We start from the raw sequence: 24,427 nt of genomic DNA, 5'->3' as shown, positions 1-24,427 counted from the left end.
CGACGAACACGCAGGTGGACCTCCGAGTCCTGACAGTGGTTCCGTAGCTGACAACGGACAGCGGTTGTCGGTCGGCGGCCGCGCTCCGATGGGGAGAGACTTCGCGGGTCACGGGCGGCGGATGCGGTAGCGCAGGTGCATGACGTGCTGTGTGGGTTCCTCGGCCTGCGGCGTGGTCAACCGGCGGACCGGGTCGAGTTCGATGTGCTCGGCCGGCAGGTCGTCGAACAGCCGGCGTCCCTGCCCGAGCAGGACCGGTACGACGTGTAGTTCCAGCTCGTCGAGCTGGCCTGCCCGCAGCAGCGCCTGCGCCGCCCCGGCACCGTGCACCATCACGTCGCCGTCCCCGGCCGCCGCGCGGGCCTGTGCGGCGCACTCGTTTACGTCGGTGACGTAGCGGACGCTGCCCGGCGGCGGCTCGTCCGGGACATTGTGGGTCAGGACGAAGATGGGGACGCCGTCGTGATGGTCGCCCTGCCAGCGGTCGGCGTGTTCGTAGGTGCGGCGGCCGGCGATGAGGGCGCGGCTGGCCAGCGCCTCGGCGTACACCTGCCGGCTGGGCCCGGGGGCGTTGCGCCGGTCGAGCCAGTTGAAAAGCCGGAACCCGCCGATTCCCAGCGGGGTGTCCGGGCTGTCCCGCGGCCCGGTGACGTAACCGTCCAGGGACATGGTCATGTACAGCCGGATGAGCGCCATCGCCTCAGCCCGCCGTTCTTACGCGGTAGCGCAGGTGCGTCACGCCCGGCCCGTCCGCGGCGCGGAGCAGTTCGAGCTCGATGTGGTCGGGCGGCATGTCCCCGAACAGCGGTTCACCCTGTCCGATCAGGACCGGGACCAGGTGAATCTGCAGCTCGTCGAGGACGCCTGCGGCAAGTGCCAGCCGAGCGGTGCGGGCTCCGTGGACCAGTACGTCCTTGTCGCCGGCCGCCTCCTTGGCCATGTTCATCGCGGCCGTTACGTCGCTCACATAGGTGACCCCGGGCCATTGCGGCTCGGGATCGGGCTGACGGCGGCTCAGTACGAAGATCGGCACGCCATCGTGGTGGTCGCCGCCCCAGCCGTCGGCGAGCTCGAACGTCCGCCGGCCGACGACGACCGCCCCGGTGGCCATGACCTCGTCCGTGACCTCACGGTTCGCGCCCGCCAGGTGGTCGAGGTCTTTCCTGTGACCGGCGTCGGCATCCGGCAGAAACCACTCATGCAGCCGATGCCCTTTGTCACCGAGCCCGTTGCCCGGCGCCACGTTCGGCCCGGCGATGAACCCGTCCACCGACATCGACATGTACAGCACGGTCTTACTCACGTTTCCGGTCCTTTCAGTACGTCCAACGGAATGCCAGGAGAGTCATCGCGGGTCCGATTCGGTGGTCGTGAACTCGATCTCGATGGCGATCTCAATGGTGTCGGCGACCACGACGTTGCCGGCGCCGAAGCCGAGCTGGATGTCGACGCCGAACGCGGCGCGGCTGATGGTGGTGGTCGCCGAGAACCCGGTCCGCACCGCGCCGGACGGGTCGTCGACGACGCCGAGGAACTCGGCCTCCATCTCGACGGTCCTGGTGACACCATGCAGGGTCAACTCGCCCACCAGAATGAAGGTCTCGCCGTCGAAGCCGCGGACCTCGGTCGAGGTGAACTCGATCTGCGGGTACTTCTCCACGTCCAGGAAGTCGGCCGACCGGATGTGCTGGTCGCGCTGTTCGTTGCCGGTGTGCACCGAGGCGGGGTCGATGAGGGCGGTCACCCGGCCGCCGCCCTCGCCGACGCTCAGCGCTGCCGAGGCGAGCGCGAACGTTCCCCTGACCTTGCCGACGCCCATGTGGCGGACCTTGAACGAGATGTCGGAATGAACGGGATCGCCGACCCAGGTGCCGGCGGCGAGGGTGGTATCGACGGTGATCATGGCGTACGGGTGCTCCCTCTGCGTGGCCCGGCCTGCCCGGGCGGATACTGATCTGTGCGACCAGCATGCGAGATCGTGGAGCCGGGTTGTATCCCAGATTTCTGGGATGACGCCGTCGATCGCCATAAGCTTCCGATCGTGGTCAACGCATCGGCGGCGCATGCGCGCGTCCGCGACGAAATCGTCAGGCTGGTTCACCGAGGGTTGCCCGTGCCGGACTTCGCGCGGGCCGTCGGCGACGCCTTGACCCGGGCCGTGCCCGCCGAAGGCACCTGCCTGATGACGACCGACCCGGCGACCATGCTCCCGACCGCCGAGTTCGTGGAAAACGGCCTGCCTGCGGCAGAACTGCTCCGGCTCGTGGAGATCGAGGTGCGTGAGCCGGACTTCAACACGTGGGTACAGCTCGCCCATGCCGGCCGCCCAGCCGGCAGCCTGAGCGAAGCCACCGCCGGTGATCTCGACCGTAGCCTGCGCCAGCGGGAGATCCGTCGCCCGGGGGGATTCTCCGATGAGTTGCGGGTGGTGCTCGCCGGCAGCACCGGGACATGGGGGCAGCTGACCGTGTTCCGGGAGGCGAAGCGCCCGTACTTCTCCTTGGCCGAGGTGGAGTTCGTATCGTCGATCGCCCCCCTGATCACCGATGGACTACGGCGCGGCCTGTTACTCGGTGACGCACAGGCCGGTGACGACGACGTCGGTCTGCTGATCCTCGACGCCGATGACGGCGTACGCATGTCCAACAAGGCAGCGGATCGTTGGCTGGACGAACTGGGCACCGGTGACAGAGCGGGCGCCCGGCTGCCGCTGGTGATCTCCGCTGTCGCTCGCCAGGCCCGTTCCCTCTGCGGCCCGGCGACAAGTACGGCACCTGCGCCGACCGATCTCCGGCCGGCCAGGGCCCGAGCGCGCACCCGGGCCGGTCAGTGGCTGATCGTCCGAGGCTCGCTGCTGAACGACGGTCCGGAACCGCAGGTCGCGGTGATGCTGGAAGTCGCTCGCCCCGCCGAGATGGCACCCCTGATGGTCGATGCCTACGGCTTCACCGACAGCGAGCGCCGGGTCACCGAACTGGTGGCCAAGGGCTTGTCCACCAAGCAGATCGCCGGCCGGCTGAATGTGTCGTCGTACACCGTGCAGGACCACCTGAAGTCAATCTTCGCGAAGTCGGGCACCGGTTCACGCGGCGACCTGATCGCCCGGCTGTTCCTCGATCACTATGCCTCCTCCTTGACGTCGGGAGTCGCCTCGCCGACCGCATCCGATCGAAGAACCCTGACGTAGGTTTGATCGTTCCGCGGACAGCGTGATTTGTGCGGTAGGAAAGCATCGTGGCTAACGATCAACGACATAGTCGGCACGGAGTCACCGTACGCACCCCGCACGGTCAGTTGACTACACGGCGGTACCGAATTTCAGTGAGCAGGAAGCCGCGTGTCTCGTCCTGTTTGACGGAACCGTCACTGTGCCAGCCGTTGCTTTCATAGAAGCGCCGAGCGCGTACGTTGGCCTCCAGCACCCACAAGGTGGCCTTCTCATAACCGGCCTGAGCCATGGTTTCCAGCGCCGTCGTCATGAGTTGCCTGCCGACGCCGGCACCCCAGAACTCGGGTGCCAGATAGATCGTGGTGATCTCTGCGACGGTCGCGGAATTCTCATCCCGATCTCGTGTGGGGCCAAACCCGGTGAAGCCCGCAACGGAGCCGTCGAATTCGGCTACCAGGATTCCTTTCCAGGGCCACGACGTTTCGGCCAGCAGACGCTCCCAGATGGGTTGCCGTTGGGAGGAAGTCATCCCGTCAAGATATTGCTGGGGGACCAAGCCCTGGTAGGCCGCTTGCCAGGATCGCACGTGGGCAACAGCGATCGCCTCGCTGTCAGCGAGTTCAGCTGGTCGAATGCGCATCAAAAGGTCATAGCACTCCCCGGCCATCGCCGTCGACAGGCTGAATTGCCCCGGCCGGAACGACAGACGAGAAGAAAGACCTCTGCCTGACAATGCTCAGCCTTCGCTGCGGCAGGGCAGGAAACGCGAACAGATCAGACGGGATCCCGCCCGGGCATGCGGGCCGTTACGTACGGATGTGCCCGTTCCAGCCACTCGCTGGTCAGCCTTGCTCCTGTGGTCTGATCGATGACCGCGAGACGCGGGAGCCGGGCCGATCGCCAAGATGAGCTCGCCTCCGGCTGCGAAGCTCAGCCGATTGTGGCTGTTGACGTTCCACCAGGCGCTGTAGGCCCGAGCTCCCTGACTGAGCCGCTGAAGCACGGAAGTGAGGGGACAGGACCCTTACGTACGCAGGGCACGCGGCTCGCTTGACGGACGTCCCCCTACGGCCAGCACGTCTGCCAACAGCTCAGAGAGTCCCACAGGCCGCAGAGTCTCTGTGGTCGCGACAAGCTCGGCCAAGGACCACCATCGGTGGTCAATGATGCCCTGCTGTTCCTCCGGCTCCAGGTAGGCGCGGGTGATGGTCTGCGCACCACGCGCCCGCGCCAGAAAGTACCGCTCGTGCATGTGTACGGGTTCGCCGCCCCACCGGACGTCCGCATCCAGAGTCCACAGGCACGGCCCCCACTCGACCTCCGTCAGTCCCGTCTCCTCCAGCAGCTCCCTGCTAGCGGCCTGAAGGAAGTCTTCGTCCTCCGTCAATCCTCCGCCTGGGGGCACCCAGAAAAACTCCTGGACCGGAGACCCAGGGACGACGATGACGCCGTCGTACCTGTGCCGGATCATCAGAATCCGATCGTCCTGGTCCAGCAGCACAATCCGGGCACCTCGTCGGGTCCGCATCACTCGCTCCCATCCGGCGTAGCCACCCGGCAACGCTCCCATAACTAGGAAGCAGCTGGGCGGCGTGCCCGTTGCTCCGCGGCGTCGAGTGCGGGCGTGAGTGGTGCGAGCGTGCTGCGCAGCAGGTCCGCTAGCGAGCCGGACGGTACGACGAGTCCGCCGGCCGTGACGGACGCGGCAGTGGCGTGCAGCCACTGTTCGATCGCGACGCGGACCGCGGCGGCCACGCTGGCCGCGAGCACGCGGGCGGTGTGCGGGTCGATATCGCCGAGGCGTCTGGTGATCGCGTCGGTGAGGGGATGTTCGAGCGCGCTGGTGGTATCGAAGAATGCCTCGCGCAGCGCGGGACGGGTGGTGATCATCAGCAGCGCCTCGCGGCTGGGTACGCCCGGATCCGTGTACTGATCCACGATCGCCTCGATGATCGCGGCGGCGAGGCCGACGTCGTCGGGCTGGTCAGCCACTGCCGCCGCGACCCACGCTTCCCGTTCGCTGTTGATGGCGGCGACGATCGCCTGTTCGCGGCTGGAGAAGTAGTTGTTGTAGGTCCGGACTGAGACGCCGACGGCCTCGGCGATGTCGTCGACGCGCACGTGGTCCGGTCCACGCTCAAGGGCCAGCCGCAATGCCGCCGCGCTCAACGCCTCCCGGGTGGCCTGCTTCTTCTGCTCGCGCAACCCGGTTCGTCTTGTCGTCACCATCTCAGCATTCCAGCTTGATTGCGTACGCGCAAATTTGCGTGCACGCACTTTTTTGCCTAGCCTCGCGTCCCATCCCTATGCGAGTCGCATGCAAGTCCCATGCGAGTCCCATGCGAGTCCCATTCGAGCGAAGGAGCAACATGATCACAGATGTCGTCATCGCCGGCGGCGGCCCGAACGGGCTGATGCTGGCCTGCGAACTACGCCTCGCAGGAGTCCGGCCGCTCGTGCTGGAGCGGCTACCTGAGCCCAGCCAGGAGCCGAAAGCGAACGGATTGCTGGGCCAGGTCGTCAAGATGCTCGACCACCGCGGGTTGCACGAACGTCTCAGCGGCAGCCCCGAACCGCCACGGCCGAACTCCGCGTACTTCATGTTCGGCGCGATGGGCCTTGACCTGAGCCTGCTGGCGGACAGCCCCGTCTACGCCCTGCCAGTGCCGCAGCGACGCATAGTGCAGGTCCTGGAGGATCGAGCGATCGAGCTGGGGGTGGAAATCCGGCGGGGACACGAGGTCGTGGGCCTGTCACAGGGCGACGACGCCGTCACCGTCGACATCACGAGCCCGGACGGGGAGTACCACCTACAGGCCCGATACCTGATCGGCGCCGACGGCGCCCACAGCGCCACGCGCAAGCTCTCCGGCATCGGATTCCCTGGCGTCACCCACGACCGGATGACCGTCCGCTCGGCGCACGCGACCGTCCCCGCGGACTGGGTCGACCCCGCCAACGGCGCGCTGAACGTGCCCGGCTACGGCGCCGTCATGCCGTTCCTGCCCCACCGCACCGAGCAGGGCGGGTTCTCGTACGCGCCGATGCCCGGCCATCCACCGCTGGTCACCACTACCGAGTGGGACCAGCCCGCGACTGACGCCCCGATGAGCCTGGAGGAGTTGCGGGCGAGCATCCGTCGCGTGCTCGGCGTCGACGTACCACTCGGACCGCCCAACGGCGAAGGGCCGCACGCCTTGCGCCGGCTGACCGGCGGCAACACCCGGGTCGCCGAACGGTTCGCCCACGGCCGGGTGTTCCTGATCGGTGACGCCGCCCACGTGTACGCCGCCACCGGGGGCGGCCCCGGGCTCAACCTCGGACTGCAGGACGCGATCAATCTCGGCTGGAAACTCGCCGCCGAGATCCGAGGAAGCGCCCCGCCCGGACTGCTGAACACGTACGAGACAGAGCGGCGATCGGCCGCGCACCGCATGGTGTTGAACGCCCAGGCGCAGTCGGCGCTGATCGCCCCCGGCAGTGACGTCACCGGACTGCGCGAAGTGTTCAGCGAGCTGCTCCGCGACCCGAACACCGTACGGCGCCTGGCCGAACTCACCGCGGGCGCCGACGTCCGCTACGACATGAGCGAAGACGTGGGCGAAGACATAGGCGAAGACATGGGCGGACCCAAGCCGCACCCGCTGGTTGGCCACTTCGTCCCGGACCTGGAACTGTACACCCCGACCGGGCCGGTCCGGCTGGCCGAGCTGGCCAGAACCGCACGCCCTCTGCTGCTCGACCTGACCGAAGGAGCATCGCTGGCGCAGGCACCTGCCCTACGACACGACCAGGTCGACATCGTCACCGCACGCCCCCAGCCCCACGCGCCCACCGCCCTGCTCCTTCGACCGGACTGCTACGTGGCCTGGGCATCCGAATCACCCCAACCAGATTCCGCGGAGATGGAAACGCTCCGGGCGGCCTTGCAGCGGTGGTTCGGCCCCATGGAACCCGCCCGCATCTGAAAGACATCCCGGGAGCTCAAGTGGTCAAGCGACTCAGCGTGATGCCGCATTTTCAAGAACACTCTTGCTGGAATGTTCACGAATGGCGCCGACCAGGGTGCGTTCGGTCCACTCGCCGCCGAACATGATGAACAGGGAAGGTGGACCACCCATCGTCGGGTGGTCGGCGCCGGCCATCAGGAAGCGGGTGCCGGAGGTTTGAGGAAGACCACTCGCTCGTGGGCGGGTAGTGGGTCCACGGTCATCGGGTCGGGCGTCAAGGGGAAGCTCCTTCCTGAGGTGGCGGTCAGCAGGTGGGGGCGGGTCAGAGGTGTTCGGGGGCGACCCATTCGATGAACTGGACGATCACGCCGTTGGGGTCGGTGACCTGGAACAAGGCTTCGCCCCAGGGCTCCTGGCGCAGCGGCATGGTGATCTGCGCCCCGGCGTCGCGCAGCCGCTTTTCCTGCTCGGCCAGGCCACCGGCGAGGGTGAAGGCGATGATCAGACCGCTGGCCCGCTGGTCGCGCTGCTCGGGCGGCAGCACCTCGATGCCGCGGGCGAGCAGGACGATGTCGACCGCGTCGTCGCGCGACAGGGAGGCGAAGCCGTCGGCGGCCTGCTGGACGGTGTAGCCCAGGTAGGTGGTGAAGAACGCCTGGGAGGCGGCGACGTCGTCGACGGTCAGCGAGACGGTGGAAGCGATGAACTGCACGGGATCTCCTCTGGTGGGGTGGGGTCAGTAGCTACGGCGCCGCGGGACGATGCGCATGCCCCGGACTTGCTGCGACGCACGGATGCTGTGGTCGGACGGTGGACGACGCAGTTCGGCGCCGTGCAGCGGGGCCCGCTCGGGCTGCTGCGACCGGGGTATACGAGCGAACTCGTGGGTGTGCTTGCGCATGGGCGTCCCCCTTCGGATTAGGCGTTCCATCGTCATAAACTTACGACGGAGGTAAACTTAACCCAAGACGTCCAAGAGTGTCAACATAAAGATGCTACGAGGGTAAGATTGCGTCATGGCTACCCAGACTCCCGCCCCGGCCGCCGGGCTGCGCGAGACCAAGAAGCACGAGACCCGGCAGCTCATCTCCGACCACGCGACCCGGCTGTTCATCGCTCAGGGCTTCGAGCAGACGACCATCGCCGAGATCGCCGCCGTCGCCCGCGTCGCCAAGAAGACCGTCACTAACTACTTCCCGCGCAAGGAAGACCTGGCCCTGGACCATCAGGAGGAGTTTGCCGCCTCCCTGGCCCACGCCGTCACCGCACGACGCCCAGGGGAATCAGCGCTGGCCGCGCTGCGCCGCGCGTTCGCCGACGCCGTGGCCGTCCAGGACCCGGTCGCCGGATTCTCCGGCCAGGAGTTCGCCCGCATGATCGCCGACAGCCCCACCCTGACCGTCTGCCTGCGCGGCCTGCACGACCAGCGCGAACACCACCTCGCCCAGGTGCTCGCCCACGTCACCGCCGCTCAGCCCGGCGACATCACCGTGCAGACCGCCGCCGCCCTGCTGGGCACCGTCCACCGCGTACTGTTTCACCGGATCCAGGCCCTCACCCTCGCCGGACACCCCAACGATCAGATCGCCCACACCATCGCCGCCGAAGCCGGCCAAGCCTTCGACTTGCTGGAGCCCGCCCTGGCCACCTACGCCTCCACCTGATGTGAGTCATCGGGCCTGCTGCTGGCCCGGCCTGCGATGAGTTCCGGCGCTCCATCGGGTCTCCACTCCACACGACCTCTACGACCAAGGAGAAGTTTCATGGGCAAGGTCATCTACTGGATGAACACCTCGATCGACGGCTACATCGAGGATCCCGAGGGCGGCATGGACTTCATGGACCCGGACGAGGACTTTCGCCAGGCGGCGAACGACCACGTCCGCCGGATCGCGGCGTTCCTGTTCGGGAGGCGGCTGTATGAGGCGATGGAAAAGCCCTGGACGCAGGACCTCGGCAAGGAAGGCGCCCCGGCCCTCGAGCGGGAGTTCGCCCAGTTCTACAAGGAGACGCCGCGGTACGTCTTCTCCGACACCCTCCAGACCGTCCCCGAAGGGGTCACGATCGTCCGTCGCAAGGACGCCGTGTCCGCGGTGACGCGCCTCAAGCAGGAGATCGACGGCACTCTCCAACTCGGCGGCCCCGAGCTGGCCGTCTCCCTGCTGGACCTGATCGACGAGTTCTGGGTGTACGCCCTCCCCGTGATCGTCGGGGGCGGCAAGCCGTACCTGCCCGTGGGGGAAAAACTGCGGCTGCGTCTGGTCGAGCACCGTTCCTTCGCCTCAGGAACCATGTTCCGGCGCTACGTACGGTGCTGACCGGCCCAGGAGCGGACCCACGAGGCGGCCCTATCCCTGGCGTCCGCCGGGGTGGGGGACGCCGTCGACCGACGTCGTCGGTAAGGCTCACTTCGCGGCCGAGGTCTACGGTGACGTGGCCTCAGGACGATGGCTGTCCAGGCAGGTCCTTTGGAATCCGGCCGGGGCATGCCGAGGCACCGGTGTTCGCCTCGGCGGTTCCCGACGCGGCCAGTAGACCACCGGCGGCCAGCGGGACCGCGCCCAAGAGCCCGAGGGCTGAGCGGCGTGAAGGGTCGTGTCCGGCCAGGGGACGCGACAACACCATGGAGACTCCTCTCACAGGAAACGATCTGTGAGAGATGCAAGCAAGAAGGTCGTTTCCTGGACGTTTCCGTCCCTTCGCCATGCTCACCGGCTCGGGTCTCGGTCTTCGAGACTGGGTCAGGTCAGCGGGGGCCGGTGAGGCGGACGTCGCCCTGCGCGGACAGGACGAAGACCTGCCAGTTGTAGTACGCGTAGAAGCTACGCGAGTCGCGCTTGATCTGGCGTGCGTGCGCGAGGACGGCATCCACGTACCGGGCATCGTGGTTGTAGGCGAACACCGCACGCCGGTAATCTCGCGGCGCCCCCGACGCCTTGAGGTAGTTGGCCGCGGCAAGCACCGCGTCACGCGCGTCCTGGACGTCCCCGCCCAGCCCGTACTGCCGCCACGTACCCGGCATGAACTGCATGGGCCCCTGCGCCCCGGTGGAGCTCGCCGACCTGACCCGTCCGAACTTCGTCTCGACGAGCATGATCGCCGCGAGAACCTCCCACTCGACGCCGAACCGCTTCTCGGCCCGCACCATGTAGCCACGCAAACGCTCGGCGGGCTGCGGCTCCACCAGACGCATCCGCTTGCGCTGCGCCGCGCTGATCGGACGAGCCAGGGACAGCAGCTTCCCGATGGCCGTGGCGTTGTCGCGCGCCTCAGCGGCCAGCCCCTTGGGCAGACGCCTGACGACCCCCTGGGTCAGCGTCGTACTGCGGGCCATCGCCCGGTAGATGCGCTGCTGATGAAGAGAGAGCAACACGACGTCCTGCGGCGGCCGCTCCTGCGACCCCTTGGTCCAGCTGTCGATCGCCTCGTTCAGCGCGGCGGTCGTCTTCATCAGAGCATCGGCCAGCTTGACGGCGTCGTTGGGAATGCGGACATCAGGCGCAGGCACCCCCATGGCTCCCGCCTCCGGAGAGGGCGTCTGGGTGGCACTCGGAGCGATGACCCGGGCCGGCCGCTCCGGTGCCGCCGATCCGTCCGCCGCACCGCCACATCCCGCGAGGACGGCTACGAGGGACGCCGCGATCATGACGTGGACCGATCTCATGACGCCCTACCGTATCGCCCGGATCACCTGCAGGAGAGTGGACGCCACCACGCACCACCCGCGCCAGAGCCAACCGCGAAGGAGGCCCTCGGAAGATCGCCTCCCGGGACCGGAGTGATCGTTTCCCGTATCCGATGGTCCTCGCCAGGCGCTCGATGCTTAGTACCTAGGGCATTCAGCGCTTCACCTTGGCGTGGTCGATGGTCTGAGCGGCGGGCGGAGGATTGACCGTGAGCTTCATTCCCCAGTCCGAGTAGCGGACATCTTCGACGAAGCCGAACCATCCCTGCCCGCCGGTTGCGCCCTTCAGCTTGTCTCCTTCGGGCTGACGCCACTTGGACCAGGCCCGGCGTACGAGACCGTCTTTGCCGATCCACAGCCGCCAGTCGATCTTCCACTCACCATGATCGTCTTTAACGCCCTCGCGCAGATCGGGCGCGACGTCCCACAGTTGACGAAAGGTGATCGACCCTTGACGAAGGGTCGTAGGTGAGCCGTCGTAGGTGCCTGAGGCTTTTGTGGTCGCCGTGGTCGCGAGCACGGCTGTCAGCACGGCCGGCCTGTCCAACCGCAGAAGTCCCGTCTCCAGCCGCAAGGCGCAGGGCCATTTGAAGGTGGCCCATTTCTTGCCGTTCGGCCGCTTCTCCTTCGGGTCGTACTCCCAGGCGCGCTTGCCGATGCAGATATCGCGGACGCCCGCCTTCCGCACCTGGAAGTCCCACAGGTCGGTCGCGACCACCTTGCCGTCGCCGAATCCAACGACGCCCTTCGTAGGCTTGAAGCGCTCCCAGCCCGAGCCCGAGTTGAATGTGCTGTATCGAGCGATCCGCACCCCGTGCCCTTTGACCAGTTGACGCTGGATCGCCGCGGCCGGGTCATCGGTCGTGGCCGCATCGGAAGCGGGCGCGCCAACGAGGGCCGGTCCGGCCAGGGCGAGGACCACGACCGTCATCCATCGCCTCATCGGGTTCTCCTCACGATGGGCCCGTACTTTCGCCGACATGGGCCGAAGCGCTGATCTTCGCAGAGGGAGGTCTCGCCGTGATCACGGTGTGTCCTGCATGGTGCGTCAGGTCCAAGTCGCCGATTCCGGGTCGATGCCTCGATCGCGGGCGTTGGCGTCGATGATGTCACGGAGCCAGATGGTCAGGCCTGGCTCGATCGCGTCGTGGTAGGCCGTGAAGTCGGGATCGGCGGCGTACTTCCTTCCCAGGCAAACATGCATCGAAAGGGTGCAGTCGAAGTACGCGTCAATGGAGGCCCTGTGTCGTTCCGCCAGGGCGTTGGCTTCGGCGCTGCCTGGCCTGACGCCGGCGCGCTTGGCTTCCGCCAGGTCGTGCTCGAGCGTTGCGATGTTGTCGGCGATCTGCTGCCAGTCCTCGGGGGTCATGCCCGCGGCGCGCTCGGCGTACTGTGCCCATTGAACTGTGTCGCCCCATCGGTCACGTGCGTCCGCGACCAATGACGGCTTCCAGCGCTGCCCGAAGATCGCGACTTGTTCCTCCGCGGAGAGCAGGATGCCGGCGCGCGCGGCTTCGATCATGCGATCGACCGCGTCGACCATTGCCTGCAAGCGGGAGATGCGATCGAGGAGTTGGGTGCGCTGCTGTCTCAGCGGCACGGTCATATCGACCGTCGGAGCATCGAGAAGTTCACCGATGTCGTCGAGCGACAGACCGAGCTCGCGGTAGATGAGCACCCGGTGGATGCGTGCGACGTCGGCCGCGGAGTAGAGCCGGTAACCGCCGGTGGTTCGCCCGGACGGGCGGACGAGCCCGATCGCGTCCCAATGATGGAGGGTGCGGACGGTGACTTTCACGTGCGCTGCCGCGGCCCCGACGGTCAGCCCGCCGGGTCCCGCGGCATCGTCCATCGCGGCGTTGGTCACGCCGTCGAGTCTGACATGCGCGGCGGTTTCACCCTTTGGGGAGGGTGAAGCCGTTTGCTTCGAGGTAGCGTGCCTCGGCGCTGTCGGGGTCGAGGGGACGGGCCGCGGTCATGATCACGCGAGCGTTCTCCGGCGTGATGACTTCCAGTTCTACGGTGTTCCACGGAGTCTGTCTCGGTCCCGTCGTGCATCCGGGCACCAGCGCGGTGCACGCCTGCGCGATCTCGTCGACCTGGCTCAGCACGCAACTGAAGCCGATGCTCACCGTTGAAGTGGCCGGCAGGACGTCGGTCGGGACGAGCAGAGTGTCTTGGAACGCCCACCGTCGAAGGTGCGTGACCTGGCCCGGGACCGTGAACAGGTCGATGAAACCGAGCCCGCGGGTCCAGAAATTCACGGACGCGGCCAGGTCCGGCGTCGGCACGGTGACGAACATCGGCATGCCGTAGATGCCCCGGTAAATCTCAGGTGGCGTCGCGTCGGGCCCGGGCGGAGGGACAGGGCTGATATCGAATGCCTCGTAGTATTCGGTCATGCGCTCATCGTGGAGCCTGACGCAACGTTAGGGTCAAATCCCGCAAGTCGTACCGGCACCCGACGTTGCAGGCCATGCGAGCGACAGGCATTACAGCATGCCCAGAAGTACGGGGCCGGCGTTCATGGCACCGTGGACAACGAGGATGGGCCACATCAGTCGGTATCGGCTCCACAGATAGCCGAGGAACAACCCCTGCACTCCTTGATTGACGAAGACCGAGGAGAGGTCTGTGGGAAGGTGTCCCGTGCCTTGGATGCCGACATGCCAGGCCGCCCAGAGCAGGGAAGTCAGCACGATGGCGGGCCAGCGGCCGATGACGTGCTCCCATCGGGTCTGCAGCCAGCGCCGGTAGAAGACCTCTTCGAGCAGGCTGTTGACGCTGAACACCACGACGATGGTGAGCACCAGTGTGACAGGGTCGACTCTCGCCGCGTAGTCGCTGGACGGCACGGCCAGCGGACCTGTGTAGGTGAGAACGAGCCAGGCGGTCACCGGTGCGATGGGGCCGTAGTCACGCCAGGCCGCGGGCCGCTCATGGATCTGGCCGCGATCCGTGGAATCGCGCCGTGACAGCCAGAACAGCAGTGCGGGTACGGCGAGCAGCAGGATGAGCTTCAGCAGCGTGTGGGCAGGTTCACCGCCGCCCGACAACCATAACCCCGCGGCGAAAAGTGTGGCTGAAACCAAGAGGAGGATGGCCTGGAGGTGAAGGCCGCCGCGTGCCGGCGCGGCGCCGACGGGAGTCGTCTTCGGGGGCAGCAGCCGTATGAGGACCAGTCCGGTGAGGGCCGGGATCCAGCGGTGCCACATGGGCACGGTGTCGGCGTGGTCCGCCGAGTAGCGGATGCCGGTGTTGCCGTTCAGCGCCAGCCATAGTGCCGCTCCGGCGATCAGGGCCAGGCCGGCCACCAGGATGCTCAGGCCCAGCGTTGGTTGCCATGCTTTATTTCGCACGCCTGTACTATATAGGAGACCGTACAGATGTGCTGTAATAGGGGCATGCCGAAGATCGTGGACCACGAGCAGCGGCGCGAGGAACTCACCCGGATCGTGTGGGGCATCATCAGCCGGGATGGGATCGAAGGGGCCACCGTCCGCAAGGTCGCCGAGGCGGCAGGCGTCTCAGTCGGTGGGTTGCGCCACTATTTCGACAATCAGCGCGGCCTGCTCAGCTTCGCAGCGCAGGCGGTCGCCAGAAGCGTCACCAAGCGCATCACCGCCCACCTCGATGCGGACCTGCCAGGCATGCAGCGCGCCCAGCTCATCCTCGAAGAGCTCCTTCCCCTCGATGACAACCGCCGCGTCGAGGTGGACGTATGGCTGGCATGTCTGGTGCGCTCGCATGTGGATGAGTCCCTGGCGGAGCTGCGTGACGCGAGTTGGCCGGGGGAACGCCACATCTGCCGCCTGGCGATCGCCTCTTGCCACGGCCTGCCGCTCCCCGATCGCGTGGGACAGGAGCTCGCCGAAACCCGGCTGGAAGGCCAGGCCACGCGCCTTCACGTGTTCGTGGACGGCCTGACGCTCCAGACAACGACCTTCCCCCACCACTTCACGCCTCAAGCCATTCGTCGGATCGTGCACGACGAACTGCGCCTCCTCACCGAGGCGCCGCCCAGGTCGCCGCGGCCCGGCCCCGACCGCTGACGGATCGAGCACTGCCTCAGTCCGCCGGACCTCGGCAGGTGAATCGTGAAGCCCAAGCGGCCCGATGACCGCATCACGAGCCGTGCGCGGCCCGTTCCGCATAGCCGTACAGGAAGGTCAAAACCCCTGCGGTGACCATCTCTCGGAGCGCGCGAGCGCGGCGACCTCACGAGTGGTTGTAGATGGTGCGGTTGGACACCCCCGCCTCGACAGCGATCGCGTCCAGCCCGGCGCGCGTGTAGCCGTCGCGGGCGAACAGGGTCAGCGCCCCGGCCATGATCGCCCGGCGGAACGACAAGGCGGCCGGCTTCGTCGGCTACGGCCACACCTCGGCGGATGGGACGGGCCGATGAAAGCACGCGTCATCAGCGGCGCTTACCACCCCTCCAGGGACGCGACCGAACACCTCGCCGTCGCCTCCCTGCCCGATGCGTTCGACGTGCTCGTCCACCTGCGCCAAGTGTCCCCGTGCACTGGTTGACGGCGTAGAGATGCGCTAAGAGAAGATCGCTTCCCAGCGCCCATGGTCGCTGGGACCGCCTTATGATCTCGCTCATGAGCGAAACGATCTTCCGGTCAACCGCTCGCGTGCTGCTGGTAGATGCCGTCGATCGGCTCCTGGTCTACCGCGGGCTGCTGCTTCAGGTTGAGGAGCCTTTCTACGCCTGGTTCACGCCGGGGGGCGCCGTTGATCCTGGTGAAAACCTGCATCAAACCGCCGCTCGCGAGCTTCGAGAGGAACTGGGCTATGTCATCGCCCCTTCGACTCTTGGACCGGTCGTCGCGACCAGTTCGGGAACATGGTCACTAGGCGGTGAGACGTTCAGCTCAGTGGATTCCTACTTCTTTCATCGTGTCGGCGGGCTGGAGGTGGATACCTCCGGCATGGACGATGAGGAACGGCGGGTGACTGACCGTTTCGAGTGGTGGACGGTTTCGCAGCTCAGGTCGGCAGCCGAGCTGGTCGTTCCGGCGGGCCTGGCCGCGCTGATGGATCTCCTGCTGCCAGGGGATCTTCCAGCTCAGCCGGTCGCGCTGCCGTGGCATTTGCCAACTGCGGGTGCGGCGGCAACGTCTGAATGAGCGTGACTTCCCATCCCTCGGGGGTGTTCACGTCCGCTTCCAGCGTCCGGCGGCAGGCACCTCCCCATCGGTCACCTGCCCCCGCTTCGACCGCCTCCACCAGCGCGCTCCACCGTCAGGGCCATGACAGAGGGGCTGAACGGCCGTCTCAAGGGCCACGACCTCGACCTGAGTGACCCGAAGAACCGGCTCGCCCACGGCCGCGTCGCGCCCAGACCATCATGGTCGCGCTGCTCGTCACCGTCGCCAACGATCACTTCCTCGACCAGTGGCGCCATGCCCGCCAGCCCCCAGACGAGCCCGACGCACCCGTCGACATCCTCGAGATGCCCGCAGAGCACATGGACCGCACGCCGCTCACCGGCCGGAGCAGGCCACTACCCGTCCCATGACCTGCAATTCAGATCACCTTGTCGCAGCACCAGCTCGGAGCCGGTGTCGGCATGCCCACCGACGCGAACGTGGATCTTCACCAGCGGCCTGACATCACCCGGGCCTCCCCGGCTACCTGCTCCGCGGCTCCCAAACCAGGACGAACCCGATTCGGAAACCCCTGCAAAACAAGATCCCGCCCGATCGCGATGATCAGACGGGATCCCGTCAACTTCAGTCCAGCCGTCTCAAGAACGGCCCCTGGTGGGGTATTCACGAATAGCCCCGACCTGGGCCGGAAGAACGGTCGAGAAGATCGCGTCCCGGCGTAGCGCTGATCGTTTCCCAGAGTGCGGGAGGGGAGGGCCAAGGTTCGCGCCTGTGCTCTGGGCTCCGTGCAGAGCCACCTGGCCTGCACGGTAACGCCGAGGAAACACCGCCCTCGTTAGAACTTGTGGCTCGACAGCCGAGTATTCGGACCTGGAAGAGGGAGACTTCATGATTCTGCGTCGAGCGACGTTCACTGGCGCAGCCTCGCTGGCGTGCGCGGCGCTGGTCTTGAGCGCGGCCCCGCCCGCCACCGCCTCGACAGCTGCCGCCCCCGTCAAGCTCGGGAATGTGCAAAAGGCGATGGAAGACTTGGTGAAGACGGGCCACGTGGTGGGAGCCATCGGCGAGGTGTACGTGGACGGCAAGCGTGTCGGAAAGGGATCAGCCGGGTCCCGCCTGCTCGACGCAAGGGCGGCGCGATCCCGTCGACCGCCCGCTACCGGATCGGCTCGCAGACCAAGACCATGACCGCCACCGCGGTGCTGCAACTGGTCAAGGAAGGCAAGCTGAGCCTGGACGACGAACTCAGCGAGGTCCTGCCCAAGGTGGCGGAAAAGGACCTAGTGGAGCGGGCCGACGAGATCACGGTCCGCAATCTGATCCAGCTCACCTCGGGCATCCCCGACTACATCGGCCCGGACACCTCCGACCCCACGCGCGACTACCGCCCGACCGACCTGCTGGCGGCCTCACGCAATAACGCCCGGCCCGTGGAAATCGGGACCTTCAACTACTCCAACACCAACTACATCCTACTCGGCATGATCATCGAGAAACTGTCCGGAAGGCCACTGGCGGCCGAACTCAACCGGAGGCTCTTCGCCCCGCTCGGCATGCGCGATACCTACCTGCCCACCAAGGCGGCCGAGGGCATCAAGGGCCCGCACGGGCACGGCTACGCCCCGGACGAGACGGGCACGATGCGCGATGCCGACAAGATCAACGCCACCACCATGCTCGGCGCCGGCGGCGTGATCTCCACCGCGCGCGAGATGAGTGTCTTCCAGCGCGCCTTCCGCCAGGGCAAGCTGCTGCCCGCGTCCCTGACTAAAGTGATCACCGATCCGCCGCCCGGCCAGCCGTCGCCACCTGCGGGCGGCGCGTGCTCCGGCAATCCCGAGTTCGCCGCCGGGGGTGGAGGCAGCGCCCCCGGCTTCACCGCCGCGACCCTCACCTCATCCGACGGCCGCCTGCAGTTCGCCGTGTCCCTCACCCTGGCCATGGACGATGCCGAGCGCGGCACCGTGCCGTCGCGCATCACCAATGCCCTCAAATCGCTGTTCTGCCCCGCGAAGTGATCACTCCAGCCGCACTTGCTGGACGACTCCGGCGTCCTGCCGCTGATCGACGCCGAACTCGGCCCGAGGCCCGGCCCGCCCGGATTGCCCATCACCGCGGTGCTGACCTGCCTGCTGCTGTCCATCAACCACACCGGCAAGGCCACTCTCGTCGAGGCCTGGCGGATCGCCGCGTTCTGTCTGACCGCCGCCGCACGCGGCTCGGCCTGCCCAAAGATATCCATCAGGTGCTCGCCTCCTCCCGCCGCTTCTACCCGGCTTTTGACCGGCTGACCACCGTGCTGGATCCGGCCCGCCACGATCGGCGCGCCCGCCTGCCCCATCATCAGGCCGACACACTGGCCACCGCCTGGGAGGATGACGACCCCAGCACGCTCGCATAAGCGGGAACTGCTGCAAGACATCGTCACCGCGCTGGTGCTCACCCCGGTGCGCTGGGCCAAAGGCCGGGGCTACCTCCGCCACTTCCGCGGCGATATCGGCATCGACACCACCGCCACCCCGGTCGAGCTGTCCGCTATCGCCATGCACGCGAGTGTGGCCGAGCGGATGGCCGACTGTGGCGCGGCCGTGTTTGCTCTAGTGGCTCAAATTGGTCCGAACGTGTGTGATTAGGATTGTGTATGGCCGCGACTGGCGAAGGTGGACAACCACCGGGGAGCGGCCGCATTCTCGCGTGAGCGTCGACCGCCTGGGCGCCTGCGTCAGTGATGTTCAACTGACACAGGAGGTCGTGACGTGGACCTGCGCTACGGAATGAATCCGCAGCAGCGATCGGCTATTGCCACACCGGTGGGTCCTGGCCGTTGGCCGGTCAGGGTGCTGCATAGCAGCCCCTCCTACATCAACATGCTCGACGCGCTCAACAGTTGGCAATTGGTGAGCGAGGCGAGTAACGCGCTGGACAGACCGGCAGCGGCGTCCTTCAAGCACGTATCGCCCGCCGGAGCGGCAGTTGCCGGGCCCGTGGACGAGGTCACCGCCGAACTCAACGGCGTCGACCGCGCCGCTGTCGGAGCGCTCACGAGCGCCTACCTGCGAGCCCGCGACGCTGATCCCAAATCCTCCTACGGCGACTTCATCGCGGTCTCGCAGCCTGTCGATGCCGAACTCGCCGAGTTGCTGACCCGGCTGGTCTGCGACGGCGTCATCGCTCCCGGGTACGCTCCGGGCACCGTGGCGGCGCTCAGCCAGAAGAGGGGTGGCCGGTTCCTGGTCATGGAAGCGGACCCGGCCTACGTCCCGCCGCGGCAGGAGGCGCGGGAGGTATTCGGATTGCGGCTGACCCAGGAGCGCGATGAGGTTGTGCTCTCGACCGCGCTTCTGGACGACGTCGTGTGCGGGACGCTACCGGCCAACGCGGCCGAGGATCTGCTGTTGGGCTTGATTGTTCTGCGCTACACCCAGTCCAACTCCGTGTGTTATCTGCGTGGCGGCGCCACGTTGGGTATCGGTGCCGGTCAGCAATCGCGTGTGGATTGCACCCGCTTGGCCGGCGCGAAGGTCGATACCTGGTGGCTGCGGCGCCATCCGATGGTGCGCGCGCTCGCGTTCCGGTCGGACGTCCGGCTTCAGGATCGGATCAACTGGCAGATCCGCTTCATCGAGGGTGACCTAACCGCAGAGGAGAAGCTGCGCCTGTCGGGAGCGCTCTCCTCGCCGATGCCTGAGCTGACGAACGAGCAGCGCACATCGTGGCTCGCGGCCCTGGGCGAGGTGGCGTTCGTCTCCGACGGCGCCCTGCCCTTCCGCGACAACGTCGACCACGCCTCCCGCCACGGCGTCCGCTATATCGCCGAGCCGGGTGGTTCGATCCGGTCCGCGGAGGTGCAGGACGCCTGCCGGGAGCACCAGATCGCGCTCGCCCGTACCGGCCTTCGACTGTTCCACCATTGACGATGCATGGCCTGAAGCTCCTGGACGGCCCGCCACACCCCGACCGGCGGCCTGCCCGCCTTGTCGGTGCGCCGGCTGCGCTCCTCGTGGATCGTCGAGCTGCTGAGCGCGAGGATCGACTTGGGCGTGGTGGCCGCCGCGGCCGGGATGAGCGTCTCCGCGCTAGCCCGCTACCAACAGTTCGTCCCGGCTTTGGAGGCCGAAGCCTGGCGGCTGGCCGCCTTCTGCCTGTCCCCGACTACCCGTGAGCATCTGGGACTGGACGCCGACCGGCCACCTGCCGACGATCCGCACGCCTGCCTGGCCGACAACTGGCGTTTCTACCGCGCCTTCGACCGGCTCACCAGCCTTCTCGATCCGGCCCGGCACGACCACCGCACCCGCCTGCCCCAGCACGAGGCCGACCTGCTCGCCACCGCCTGGCAAGACCACGATCCCGACCACACCCGCAAGCGGAACTTGCTGCAAGACATCGTCACCGCGCTTGTGCTCACCCCGGCCCGCTGGGGCAAAGGCCGCGGCTACCTGGCAGGATTCCGCGGCAACGTCGGCATCGACACCACGGCCGCCCCGGTCTTCGCCCGCCCACCCCGAACTCGCCGCTCCACCGGCGAACTGTTCGCCTCCACCGAGATCACCGCGGGCTAGCACCACTCGGCCGGCAGCGACCCACCCGAATACGGCTACGGCCGATCCGACCAGAACGGTTCCAGCGACAATCGCGGCGCTCGCCCAGACCGGCACCGCCTCGGTGATGGCGGCGGCGCCACCCGTTGGATTGTCCAACCAGCGCCAATCCCGAGATACTCTATCCATCGAAAGATTTAAATATTCCTAAGGATGGAGACCGGATGAAGGTGCTGGTGGTGGGGGCGGGAGCACTTGGGCAGGTCTTCGGGATGTGGCTGGCGGCCGGCGGCGCCCAGGTCAGCTACCTGGTCAAGCCCGGCAGGGAGCACTGGGCGGACGGTGATGGCGCGCTGCTGTACCGGCTGCGCCGGCCAGGACGGCCCGTCGAGCAGCGACTGACGCCGTACCAGGTGGTCACTGAGCCGGTGGCCGGAGAGTGGGACATGGTGTGGTTGTGCGTGGACTCCACCGCTCTGCCCGGCTCCTGGACGGGAGACCTGCACGCCGCGACCGGCGGCGCGACCGTGGTCACCATCAGCCAAGCACCACAGGACCACGCGGTCCTCACCCGGACCTGGCCGGCGGAGCAGATCATCCAGGTGGTACCGGCCCTGCTCGCCTACCAGGCGCCGATGCCCGGCGAGGTGTGCGAGCCCGGCATCGCCTACTGGGCGCCGCCCGGGGCAGCGCTCGGCGTCTTCGGGGCGGAACCGCGCGCCCGGCAGGTGATCGCCGCGCTCAGGGCAGGCGGCGCGCGCGCCAGACGCACACGGCAAGCGGGGGCGGCCGACATCACCGCCGCCCGGATGATGCCCTACATCGCCGCGCTGGAGAACGCGGGCTGGTCGATCGCGGCCACCCGATACGCGCACGCGGCACGAGCCAGCCGGGAGGCTGTCGCGATCGCCGCGGCAGTGCACGGAAGGCGGGCCCCACTCGCGATCCCGGCCTGGGCCGTGTCCGTGGCCCTACGCGCGCTGCCACTGCTCGTACCCTTCGACCTGCCGCGCTATCTTGAAACGCACTTCACCAAGGTGAGCGCGCAGACGCGCCTGATGCTGGACGGCTGGATCGCCGAAGGCGCGGCCCGTGGCCTGCCCGTCACACACCTCACGCAGCTGCGTGCCGAGGCGTCCGCATGACCGGCCATGCCGAGGCGCAGGACGTCCTGGCGCTGTTCGCCACGACCCGGCCGCTGTTCACCGCGCTGGGCGACGAACGCAGGCAGGAGATCATCGTGTTCCTGCTCGAATCCGGCGCTTCGCGCAGCGTGAGCGACATCGCCGACCACCTGGGCCTGTCCCAGCCCGCCGTGTCGCACCATCTGAAGATCCTGCGTGACGCGGGGCTACTCACCGTGCGCCGCAACGGCGCACAACGCCTGTACGCGCTCAACGCGGCCGACTATCCGCGTCTGCTGACCCCGCTGCGCGATCTGACCTCTTCGATCATCGCCTGCGCCACGATCCCCGGCCCTCCGGCTTGACCCTGCGCCAGGGGCCGCCCTGATCGCCATGCTGGACCGGCCGTCTCACCCGGGCACCCGCCGCCCCACGGCGTCGGCGGCGCGTACGGCCGACAGGTCCCGTTCCAGCGGCTCGGTCGTCGGCCAAGGCATCCCGAGAGGACCTAGTACGGAAACCCTCAACCGCCCCCGCCTTCGGCGCCGTCCACACCCGGCACGTTCGCACCCACACCTGCACCGACAAGACCCGCTGCACCTGCCGGCCAGAACCCTGCCACGCCCATCAGAGGCATCAAGGGCGTCTATGCCGACGCATGGACACCACGTGAGCTACGACACAGCTTCGTGTCGCTGCTCTCCGACGATGGCGGGCCTTTCCATGGACGAGATCGCAAAGCCATGCGGACACGCCAGCACAACCGTGACCGAGACCGTCTATCGACCCCAGATCCGCCCCGTGCTCCAAACCGGCGCACGGGCCATGGATCGTATCTTCGACGGCATCGCGGACGTGTAGCCCGCCAGCATGTCACTCAGAAGATCAAAAAGGCCACTTCCGATGGCTGGAAGTGGCCTTTGACCTGGGTGGGGTGTTCACGAGTACAGCTGGCCTGGGATGTAGAAGGGGTTGAGAAGATCGCTTCCCAGACCCGGCAGCGATCGTTTCCCAGCGTCAGCCCAACTCTCCCCGAGGGTTGATCATGGACTTTGGGCGCTATTCGACGAAGGCGTCCTCATTGACGATCGCGTCCAGATGCGTCCCTCTAGAACAGCTGACCACCGTGCTGGATCCGGCCCGCCACGATCGGCGCGCCCGCCTGCCCCAGCAGCAGGCCGACGCGCTGGCCACCGCCTGGGAGGATGACGACCCAGCACACTCGCATAAGCGGGAACTGCTGCAGGACATCGTCACCGCGCTGGTGCTCACCTCGGTGCGCTGGGCCAAAGGCCGGGGATACCTCCGTCACTTCCGCGGCGATGTCGGCATCGACACCACCGCCACCCCGGTCTTCGCCCGCCCACCCCGCGCCCGTCGCTCCACCGGCGAACTGATCGCCTCCACCGAGATCACCGCGGGCTGGCACCACTCGACCGGAAACGGCCCACCCGAGTACGGCTACAGCGCCACCCTCACCGTCGCCGCCCGCACCCGCCCGGTTCGCGGTTCCTTCCCGCAGCTGGCGCTCGGCCTGGTCCTCGACACCCCACACAAACGCATCGGCGCCAACGCCATCACCACCCTCAAACCCCTGGCCACACTCGGCTTGCCCGCAGCATTCGCTGTCGTCGATCGCGCCTACACCGACCAGCAGCCCGGCCACTTCGCCCATCCCGCACGCGAACTCGGCCACAGGCTCGCCCTCGATTACAAAGTGGATCAACGAGGGGTGCAGGGCAGCGTCCACGGCGCCCTGCTCATCGACGGCTCCCTGGCCTGCCCGCTGATGCCCGACCGGCTCGCCCAGGTCACCACCGGTCTGGACGACGCCGCCATCCGCAGCCCATAGGAAGAGCTCACCGCGCTCATCAGCGCGCGAGCGCCGTACTTGCTGCGCCTCAAACAAAACACGAACGCGGACGGCGCCATCCGCTTGCAATGCCCGGCAGCAGGCACCTCCCCGTCGGTCACCTGCCCCCGCTTCGACCGCCTCCACCAGCGCGGACCCAACCGGCCCGCCGCAGTCGACCTCACCAACACCCGACAACGAGGCGCTCACCCCGCGGCCAAACCCCGCGTCCTGCCACCGCGGCCTGACCTGAAGACCGACCAACTGCCGAAGATCTGCCGCCAGCACACCATCACCCTGCACCCCGGCGATCTCGGCCACCTCGACAAGTTCCGCCAGGACCTGGCCTACCTGAGTCCCGCCTGGATCGGGACCTACAAGCCTGTTCGCGCCAACACCGAAGGCATCAACGGCAGACTCAAGGGACACGACCTCGACCTCGGCGACCCCAAAAACCGGCTCGCCCACGGACGCGTCGCCCAGACCATCCTGGTCGCGCTGCTCGTCGCGGTCGCCAACGACCACTTCCTCGATCAGTGGCGCCACACCCACGAGCCCCAAGACGAGCCCATCACACTCGCTGACACCAGCCGGGACCTTCGACGGCGCACCACCCGCAGGCCAGAGCAGGCCACCACCCGCCCCATAAGCCGCAAAACCCGCCACCCCACCGCAGCACCCAGCCCACCGTCGGCTTCGCCATGCCCAACGGCCGAATGTCGGTCCTCCACCAGCGGCCTGACACCACCCGGGCCTTCCCGGACACCTGCTCCGCGGTTCCCAAACCAGGACGAACTCGATTCGGAAACTCCTGAAACGACAAGATCCCGCCCGATCACCAAGATCAGACGGGATCCCGTCAACTTCAGTCCAGCCGTCTCAAGAACGGCCCCTGGTGGGGAGTTCACGAGTGGGTGTGACCTGGGATGCAGTAGGGGCCTGAAAGATCGCTTCCCAAGTTATCTCTGATCGTTTCCCGGACGAAGATA

31 protein-coding genes and 1 riboswitch are annotated in these 24,427 nt (G+C 67.3%); of the genes, 17 read left to right on the top strand and 14 right to left on the bottom strand.

From position 1 onward, the window contains the following. Positions 1-108 precede the first annotated feature (108 nt). From AB0C30_RS15650 to AB0C30_RS15640, 3 genes are read right to left on the bottom strand one after another with little or no spacing between them, the layout of a single operon-like run. Positions 109-675 carry a dihydrofolate reductase family protein gene (locus tag AB0C30_RS15650; RefSeq protein WP_357943758.1) on the bottom strand — a complete coding sequence of 189 codons (567 nt, stop codon included), beginning with the start codon at positions 673-675 and terminating at the stop codon, positions 109-111. Positions 676-700: 25 nt separating this feature from the next. Next, a complete protein-coding gene (locus AB0C30_RS15645) occupies positions 701-1,303 on the bottom strand; it encodes a dihydrofolate reductase family protein (RefSeq protein ID WP_357943756.1) in 603 nt (200 codons plus the stop codon). Positions 1,304-1,345: 42 nt separating this feature from the next. After that, positions 1,346-1,903 (bottom strand): YceI family protein, encoded by a 558-nt coding sequence (locus AB0C30_RS15640; protein WP_357943753.1) that lies wholly within the window; start codon positions 1,901-1,903, stop codon positions 1,346-1,348. Positions 1,904-1,978: 75 nt separating this feature from the next. Here AB0C30_RS15640 and AB0C30_RS15635 point away from each other — a divergent pair, with 75 nt between their 5' ends. Continuing rightward, a complete protein-coding gene (locus AB0C30_RS15635; protein WP_357943751.1) occupies positions 1,979-3,187 on the top strand; it encodes a helix-turn-helix transcriptional regulator in 1,209 nt (402 codons plus the stop codon). Between the two features lie 103 nt (positions 3,188-3,290). Here the strand turns inward: AB0C30_RS15635 and AB0C30_RS15630 are convergent, their stop codons facing one another. From AB0C30_RS15630 to AB0C30_RS15620, 3 genes are all read right to left on the bottom strand, one after another. Beyond that, complete coding sequence (locus AB0C30_RS15630) at positions 3,291-3,809, bottom strand: GNAT family N-acetyltransferase (protein ID WP_357943749.1); 519 nt, start codon at positions 3,807-3,809, stop codon at positions 3,291-3,293. Between the two features lie 384 nt (positions 3,810-4,193). Further along, complete coding sequence (locus AB0C30_RS15625) at positions 4,194-4,697, bottom strand: NUDIX domain-containing protein (protein ID WP_357943747.1); 504 nt, start codon at positions 4,695-4,697, stop codon at positions 4,194-4,196. A gap of 44 nt (positions 4,698-4,741) precedes the next feature. After that, positions 4,742-5,398, bottom strand: coding sequence for a TetR/AcrR family transcriptional regulator (locus AB0C30_RS15620; protein ID WP_357943745.1), 657 nt, complete (start codon positions 5,396-5,398; stop codon positions 4,742-4,744). A gap of 140 nt (positions 5,399-5,538) precedes the next feature. Between AB0C30_RS15620 and AB0C30_RS15615 the strand changes: the two genes are divergently transcribed. Next, complete coding sequence (locus AB0C30_RS15615; RefSeq protein ID WP_357943743.1) at positions 5,539-7,137, top strand: FAD-dependent oxidoreductase; 1,599 nt, start codon at positions 5,539-5,541, stop codon at positions 7,135-7,137. A 33-nt stretch (positions 7,138-7,170) separates the two neighbouring features. Here AB0C30_RS15615 and AB0C30_RS15610 read toward each other — a convergent pair whose 3' ends face one another. Together AB0C30_RS15610 and AB0C30_RS15605 are read right to left on the bottom strand one after the other, a co-directional pair. Then, positions 7,171-7,314, bottom strand: a complete 144-nt coding sequence (locus AB0C30_RS15610; protein WP_357943741.1) for a hypothetical protein — start codon at positions 7,312-7,314, stop codon at positions 7,171-7,173. Between the two features lie 127 nt (positions 7,315-7,441). Next, the gene (locus AB0C30_RS15605) at positions 7,442-7,831 is read right to left on the bottom strand and encodes a VOC family protein (RefSeq protein ID WP_357943739.1); all 390 of its coding nucleotides are present in this window, start codon (positions 7,829-7,831) and stop codon (positions 7,442-7,444) included. Between the two features lie 304 nt (positions 7,832-8,135). On the opposite strand from AB0C30_RS15605, the gene AB0C30_RS15600 reads away from it, so the two are divergent. Together AB0C30_RS15600 and AB0C30_RS15595 are read left to right on the top strand one after the other, a co-directional pair. Further along, complete coding sequence (locus AB0C30_RS15600; protein WP_357943737.1) at positions 8,136-8,783, top strand: TetR/AcrR family transcriptional regulator; 648 nt, start codon at positions 8,136-8,138, stop codon at positions 8,781-8,783. A gap of 99 nt (positions 8,784-8,882) precedes the next feature. After that, positions 8,883-9,437: a dihydrofolate reductase family protein gene (locus tag AB0C30_RS15595; protein ID WP_357943735.1), complete on the top strand. Its 555-nt coding sequence runs from the start codon at positions 8,883-8,885 to the stop codon at positions 9,435-9,437. A 428-nt stretch (positions 9,438-9,865) separates the two neighbouring features. Here the strand turns inward: AB0C30_RS15595 and AB0C30_RS15590 are convergent, their stop codons facing one another. From AB0C30_RS15590 to AB0C30_RS15570, 5 genes are all read right to left on the bottom strand, one after another. Further along, on the bottom strand, positions 9,866-10,783 hold the full coding sequence (locus AB0C30_RS15590) for a lytic transglycosylase domain-containing protein (RefSeq protein ID WP_357943733.1): 918 nt from the start codon (positions 10,781-10,783) through the stop codon (positions 9,866-9,868). A gap of 175 nt (positions 10,784-10,958) precedes the next feature. After that, on the bottom strand, positions 10,959-11,735 hold the full coding sequence (locus AB0C30_RS15585; RefSeq protein WP_357943731.1) for a hypothetical protein: 777 nt from the start codon (positions 11,733-11,735) through the stop codon (positions 10,959-10,961). 117 nt (positions 11,736-11,852) lie between these two features. Further along, complete coding sequence (locus AB0C30_RS15580; protein WP_357943729.1) at positions 11,853-12,671, bottom strand: MerR family transcriptional regulator; 819 nt, start codon at positions 12,669-12,671, stop codon at positions 11,853-11,855. 28 nt (positions 12,672-12,699) lie between these two features. Beyond that, on the bottom strand, positions 12,700-13,206 hold the full coding sequence (locus tag AB0C30_RS15575) for a VOC family protein (RefSeq protein ID WP_357943727.1): 507 nt from the start codon (positions 13,204-13,206) through the stop codon (positions 12,700-12,702). Between the two features lie 90 nt (positions 13,207-13,296). Next, positions 13,297-14,163 (bottom strand): type II CAAX endopeptidase family protein, encoded by an 867-nt coding sequence (locus AB0C30_RS15570; RefSeq protein ID WP_357943725.1) that lies wholly within the window; start codon positions 14,161-14,163, stop codon positions 13,297-13,299. 45 nt (positions 14,164-14,208) lie between these two features. On the opposite strand from AB0C30_RS15570, the gene AB0C30_RS15565 reads away from it, so the two are divergent. Continuing rightward, complete coding sequence (locus AB0C30_RS15565; protein WP_357943723.1) at positions 14,209-14,856, top strand: TetR family transcriptional regulator C-terminal domain-containing protein; 648 nt, start codon at positions 14,209-14,211, stop codon at positions 14,854-14,856. A gap of 166 nt (positions 14,857-15,022) precedes the next feature. Here AB0C30_RS15565 and AB0C30_RS15560 read toward each other — a convergent pair whose 3' ends face one another. Beyond that, a complete protein-coding gene (locus tag AB0C30_RS15560) occupies positions 15,023-15,154 on the bottom strand; it encodes a helix-turn-helix domain-containing protein (RefSeq protein WP_357943721.1) in 132 nt (43 codons plus the stop codon). Positions 15,155-15,205: 51 nt separating this feature from the next. Between AB0C30_RS15560 and AB0C30_RS15555 the strand changes: the two genes are divergently transcribed. The 12 genes from AB0C30_RS15555 to AB0C30_RS15500 all read left to right on the top strand — a co-directional run bounded on the left by AB0C30_RS15555 (position 15,206) and on the right by AB0C30_RS15500 (position 24,407). Further along, positions 15,206-15,337, top strand: coding sequence for a hypothetical protein (locus AB0C30_RS15555; RefSeq protein WP_357943719.1), 132 nt, complete (start codon positions 15,206-15,208; stop codon positions 15,335-15,337). 74 nt (positions 15,338-15,411) lie between these two features. Next, positions 15,412-15,939: an NUDIX domain-containing protein gene (locus AB0C30_RS15550; protein ID WP_357943718.1), complete on the top strand. Its 528-nt coding sequence runs from the start codon at positions 15,412-15,414 to the stop codon at positions 15,937-15,939. 221 nt (positions 15,940-16,160) lie between these two features. After that, on the top strand, positions 16,161-16,331 hold the full coding sequence (locus tag AB0C30_RS15545) for a hypothetical protein (RefSeq protein WP_357943717.1): 171 nt from the start codon (positions 16,161-16,163) through the stop codon (positions 16,329-16,331). Between the two features lie 522 nt (positions 16,332-16,853). Further along, positions 16,854-17,939: a serine hydrolase domain-containing protein gene (locus AB0C30_RS15540; protein WP_357943716.1), complete on the top strand. Its 1,086-nt coding sequence runs from the start codon at positions 16,854-16,856 to the stop codon at positions 17,937-17,939. 15 nt (positions 17,940-17,954) lie between these two features. Beyond that, positions 17,955-18,212, top strand: a complete 258-nt coding sequence (locus tag AB0C30_RS15535; protein ID WP_357943715.1) for a hypothetical protein — start codon at positions 17,955-17,957, stop codon at positions 18,210-18,212. A gap of 84 nt (positions 18,213-18,296) precedes the next feature. Further along, positions 18,297-18,554, top strand: coding sequence for a hypothetical protein (locus AB0C30_RS15530; RefSeq protein ID WP_357943713.1), 258 nt, complete (start codon positions 18,297-18,299; stop codon positions 18,552-18,554). A 4-nt stretch (positions 18,555-18,558) separates the two neighbouring features. After that, a riboswitch (ZMP/ZTP riboswitch) is annotated at positions 18,559-18,643 on the top strand. Between the two features lie 34 nt (positions 18,644-18,677). Beyond that, complete coding sequence (locus AB0C30_RS15525; protein WP_357943711.1) at positions 18,678-19,835, top strand: phosphoribosylaminoimidazolecarboxamide formyltransferase; 1,158 nt, start codon at positions 18,678-18,680, stop codon at positions 19,833-19,835. Between the two features lie 60 nt (positions 19,836-19,895). Next, positions 19,896-20,483: a hypothetical protein gene (locus AB0C30_RS15520; RefSeq protein WP_357943709.1), complete on the top strand. Its 588-nt coding sequence runs from the start codon at positions 19,896-19,898 to the stop codon at positions 20,481-20,483. 203 nt (positions 20,484-20,686) lie between these two features. Then, the gene (locus AB0C30_RS15515; RefSeq protein ID WP_357943707.1) at positions 20,687-21,607 is read left to right on the top strand and encodes a 2-dehydropantoate 2-reductase N-terminal domain-containing protein; all 921 of its coding nucleotides are present in this window, start codon (positions 20,687-20,689) and stop codon (positions 21,605-21,607) included. Then, positions 21,604-21,951, top strand: a complete 348-nt coding sequence (locus AB0C30_RS15510; RefSeq protein ID WP_225296158.1) for a metalloregulator ArsR/SmtB family transcription factor — start codon at positions 21,604-21,606, stop codon at positions 21,949-21,951. Before AB0C30_RS15515 ends, AB0C30_RS15510 begins: the two co-directional genes overlap by 4 nt. A gap of 716 nt (positions 21,952-22,667) precedes the next feature. Continuing rightward, on the top strand, positions 22,668-23,438 hold the full coding sequence (locus tag AB0C30_RS15505; RefSeq protein WP_357943705.1) for a hypothetical protein: 771 nt from the start codon (positions 22,668-22,670) through the stop codon (positions 23,436-23,438). A gap of 39 nt (positions 23,439-23,477) precedes the next feature. Then, the gene (locus AB0C30_RS15500) at positions 23,478-24,407 is read left to right on the top strand and encodes a hypothetical protein (protein ID WP_357943703.1); all 930 of its coding nucleotides are present in this window, start codon (positions 23,478-23,480) and stop codon (positions 24,405-24,407) included. The last annotated feature ends 20 nt before the right edge of the window (positions 24,408-24,427 follow it).

The organism is Nonomuraea sp. NPDC048901, from assembly GCF_040649695.1.
GTDB lineage: Bacteria > Actinomycetota > Actinomycetes > Streptosporangiales > Streptosporangiaceae > Nonomuraea.
The sequence above is the reverse complement of the archived record's forward strand: the minus strand, read 5'-3'. Positions and strand labels throughout refer to the sequence as shown.

What these genes read in the sequence shown, in the direction of transcription:
- AB0C30_RS15650 (WP_357943758.1), bottom strand. Translation starts at nt 675, where the DNA reads ATGACCATGTCCCTGGACGGTTACGTCACCGGGCCGCGGGACAGCCCG.
- AB0C30_RS15640 (WP_357943753.1), bottom strand. Translation starts at nt 1,903, where the DNA reads ATGATCACCGTCGATACCACCCTCGCCGCCGGCACCTGGGTCGGCGAT.
- AB0C30_RS15630 (WP_357943749.1), bottom strand. Translation starts at nt 3,809, where the DNA reads ATGCGCATTCGACCAGCTGAACTCGCTGACAGCGAGGCGATCGCTGTT.
- AB0C30_RS15625 (WP_357943747.1), bottom strand. Translation starts at nt 4,697, where the DNA reads ATGCGGACCCGACGAGGTGCCCGGATTGTGCTGCTGGACCAGGACGAT.
- AB0C30_RS15620 (WP_357943745.1), bottom strand. Translation starts at nt 5,398, where the DNA reads ATGGTGACGACAAGACGAACCGGGTTGCGCGAGCAGAAGAAGCAGGCC.
- AB0C30_RS15615 (WP_357943743.1), top strand. Translation starts at nt 5,539, where the DNA reads ATGATCACAGATGTCGTCATCGCCGGCGGCGGCCCGAACGGGCTGATG.
- AB0C30_RS15610 (WP_357943741.1), bottom strand. Translation starts at nt 7,314, where the DNA reads ATGGCCGGCGCCGACCACCCGACGATGGGTGGTCCACCTTCCCTGTTC.
- AB0C30_RS15600 (WP_357943737.1), top strand. Translation starts at nt 8,136, where the DNA reads ATGGCTACCCAGACTCCCGCCCCGGCCGCCGGGCTGCGCGAGACCAAG.
- AB0C30_RS15595 (WP_357943735.1), top strand. Translation starts at nt 8,883, where the DNA reads ATGGGCAAGGTCATCTACTGGATGAACACCTCGATCGACGGCTACATC.
- AB0C30_RS15590 (WP_357943733.1), bottom strand. Translation starts at nt 10,783, where the DNA reads ATGAGATCGGTCCACGTCATGATCGCGGCGTCCCTCGTAGCCGTCCTC.
- AB0C30_RS15585 (WP_357943731.1), bottom strand. Translation starts at nt 11,735, where the DNA reads ATGACGGTCGTGGTCCTCGCCCTGGCCGGACCGGCCCTCGTTGGCGCG.
- AB0C30_RS15575 (WP_357943727.1), bottom strand. Translation starts at nt 13,206, where the DNA reads ATGACCGAATACTACGAGGCATTCGATATCAGCCCTGTCCCTCCGCCC.
- AB0C30_RS15565 (WP_357943723.1), top strand. Translation starts at nt 14,209, where the DNA reads ATGCCGAAGATCGTGGACCACGAGCAGCGGCGCGAGGAACTCACCCGG.
- AB0C30_RS15555 (WP_357943719.1), top strand. Translation starts at nt 15,206, where the DNA reads ATGAAAGCACGCGTCATCAGCGGCGCTTACCACCCCTCCAGGGACGCG.
- AB0C30_RS15550 (WP_357943718.1), top strand. Translation starts at nt 15,412, where the DNA reads ATGAGCGAAACGATCTTCCGGTCAACCGCTCGCGTGCTGCTGGTAGAT.
- AB0C30_RS15545 (WP_357943717.1), top strand. Translation starts at nt 16,161, where the DNA reads ATGGTCGCGCTGCTCGTCACCGTCGCCAACGATCACTTCCTCGACCAG.
- AB0C30_RS15530 (WP_357943713.1), top strand. Translation starts at nt 18,297, where the DNA reads ATGACGACCCCAGCACGCTCGCATAAGCGGGAACTGCTGCAAGACATC.
- AB0C30_RS15515 (WP_357943707.1), top strand. Translation starts at nt 20,687, where the DNA reads ATGAAGGTGCTGGTGGTGGGGGCGGGAGCACTTGGGCAGGTCTTCGGG.
- AB0C30_RS15510 (WP_225296158.1), top strand. Translation starts at nt 21,604, where the DNA reads ATGACCGGCCATGCCGAGGCGCAGGACGTCCTGGCGCTGTTCGCCACG.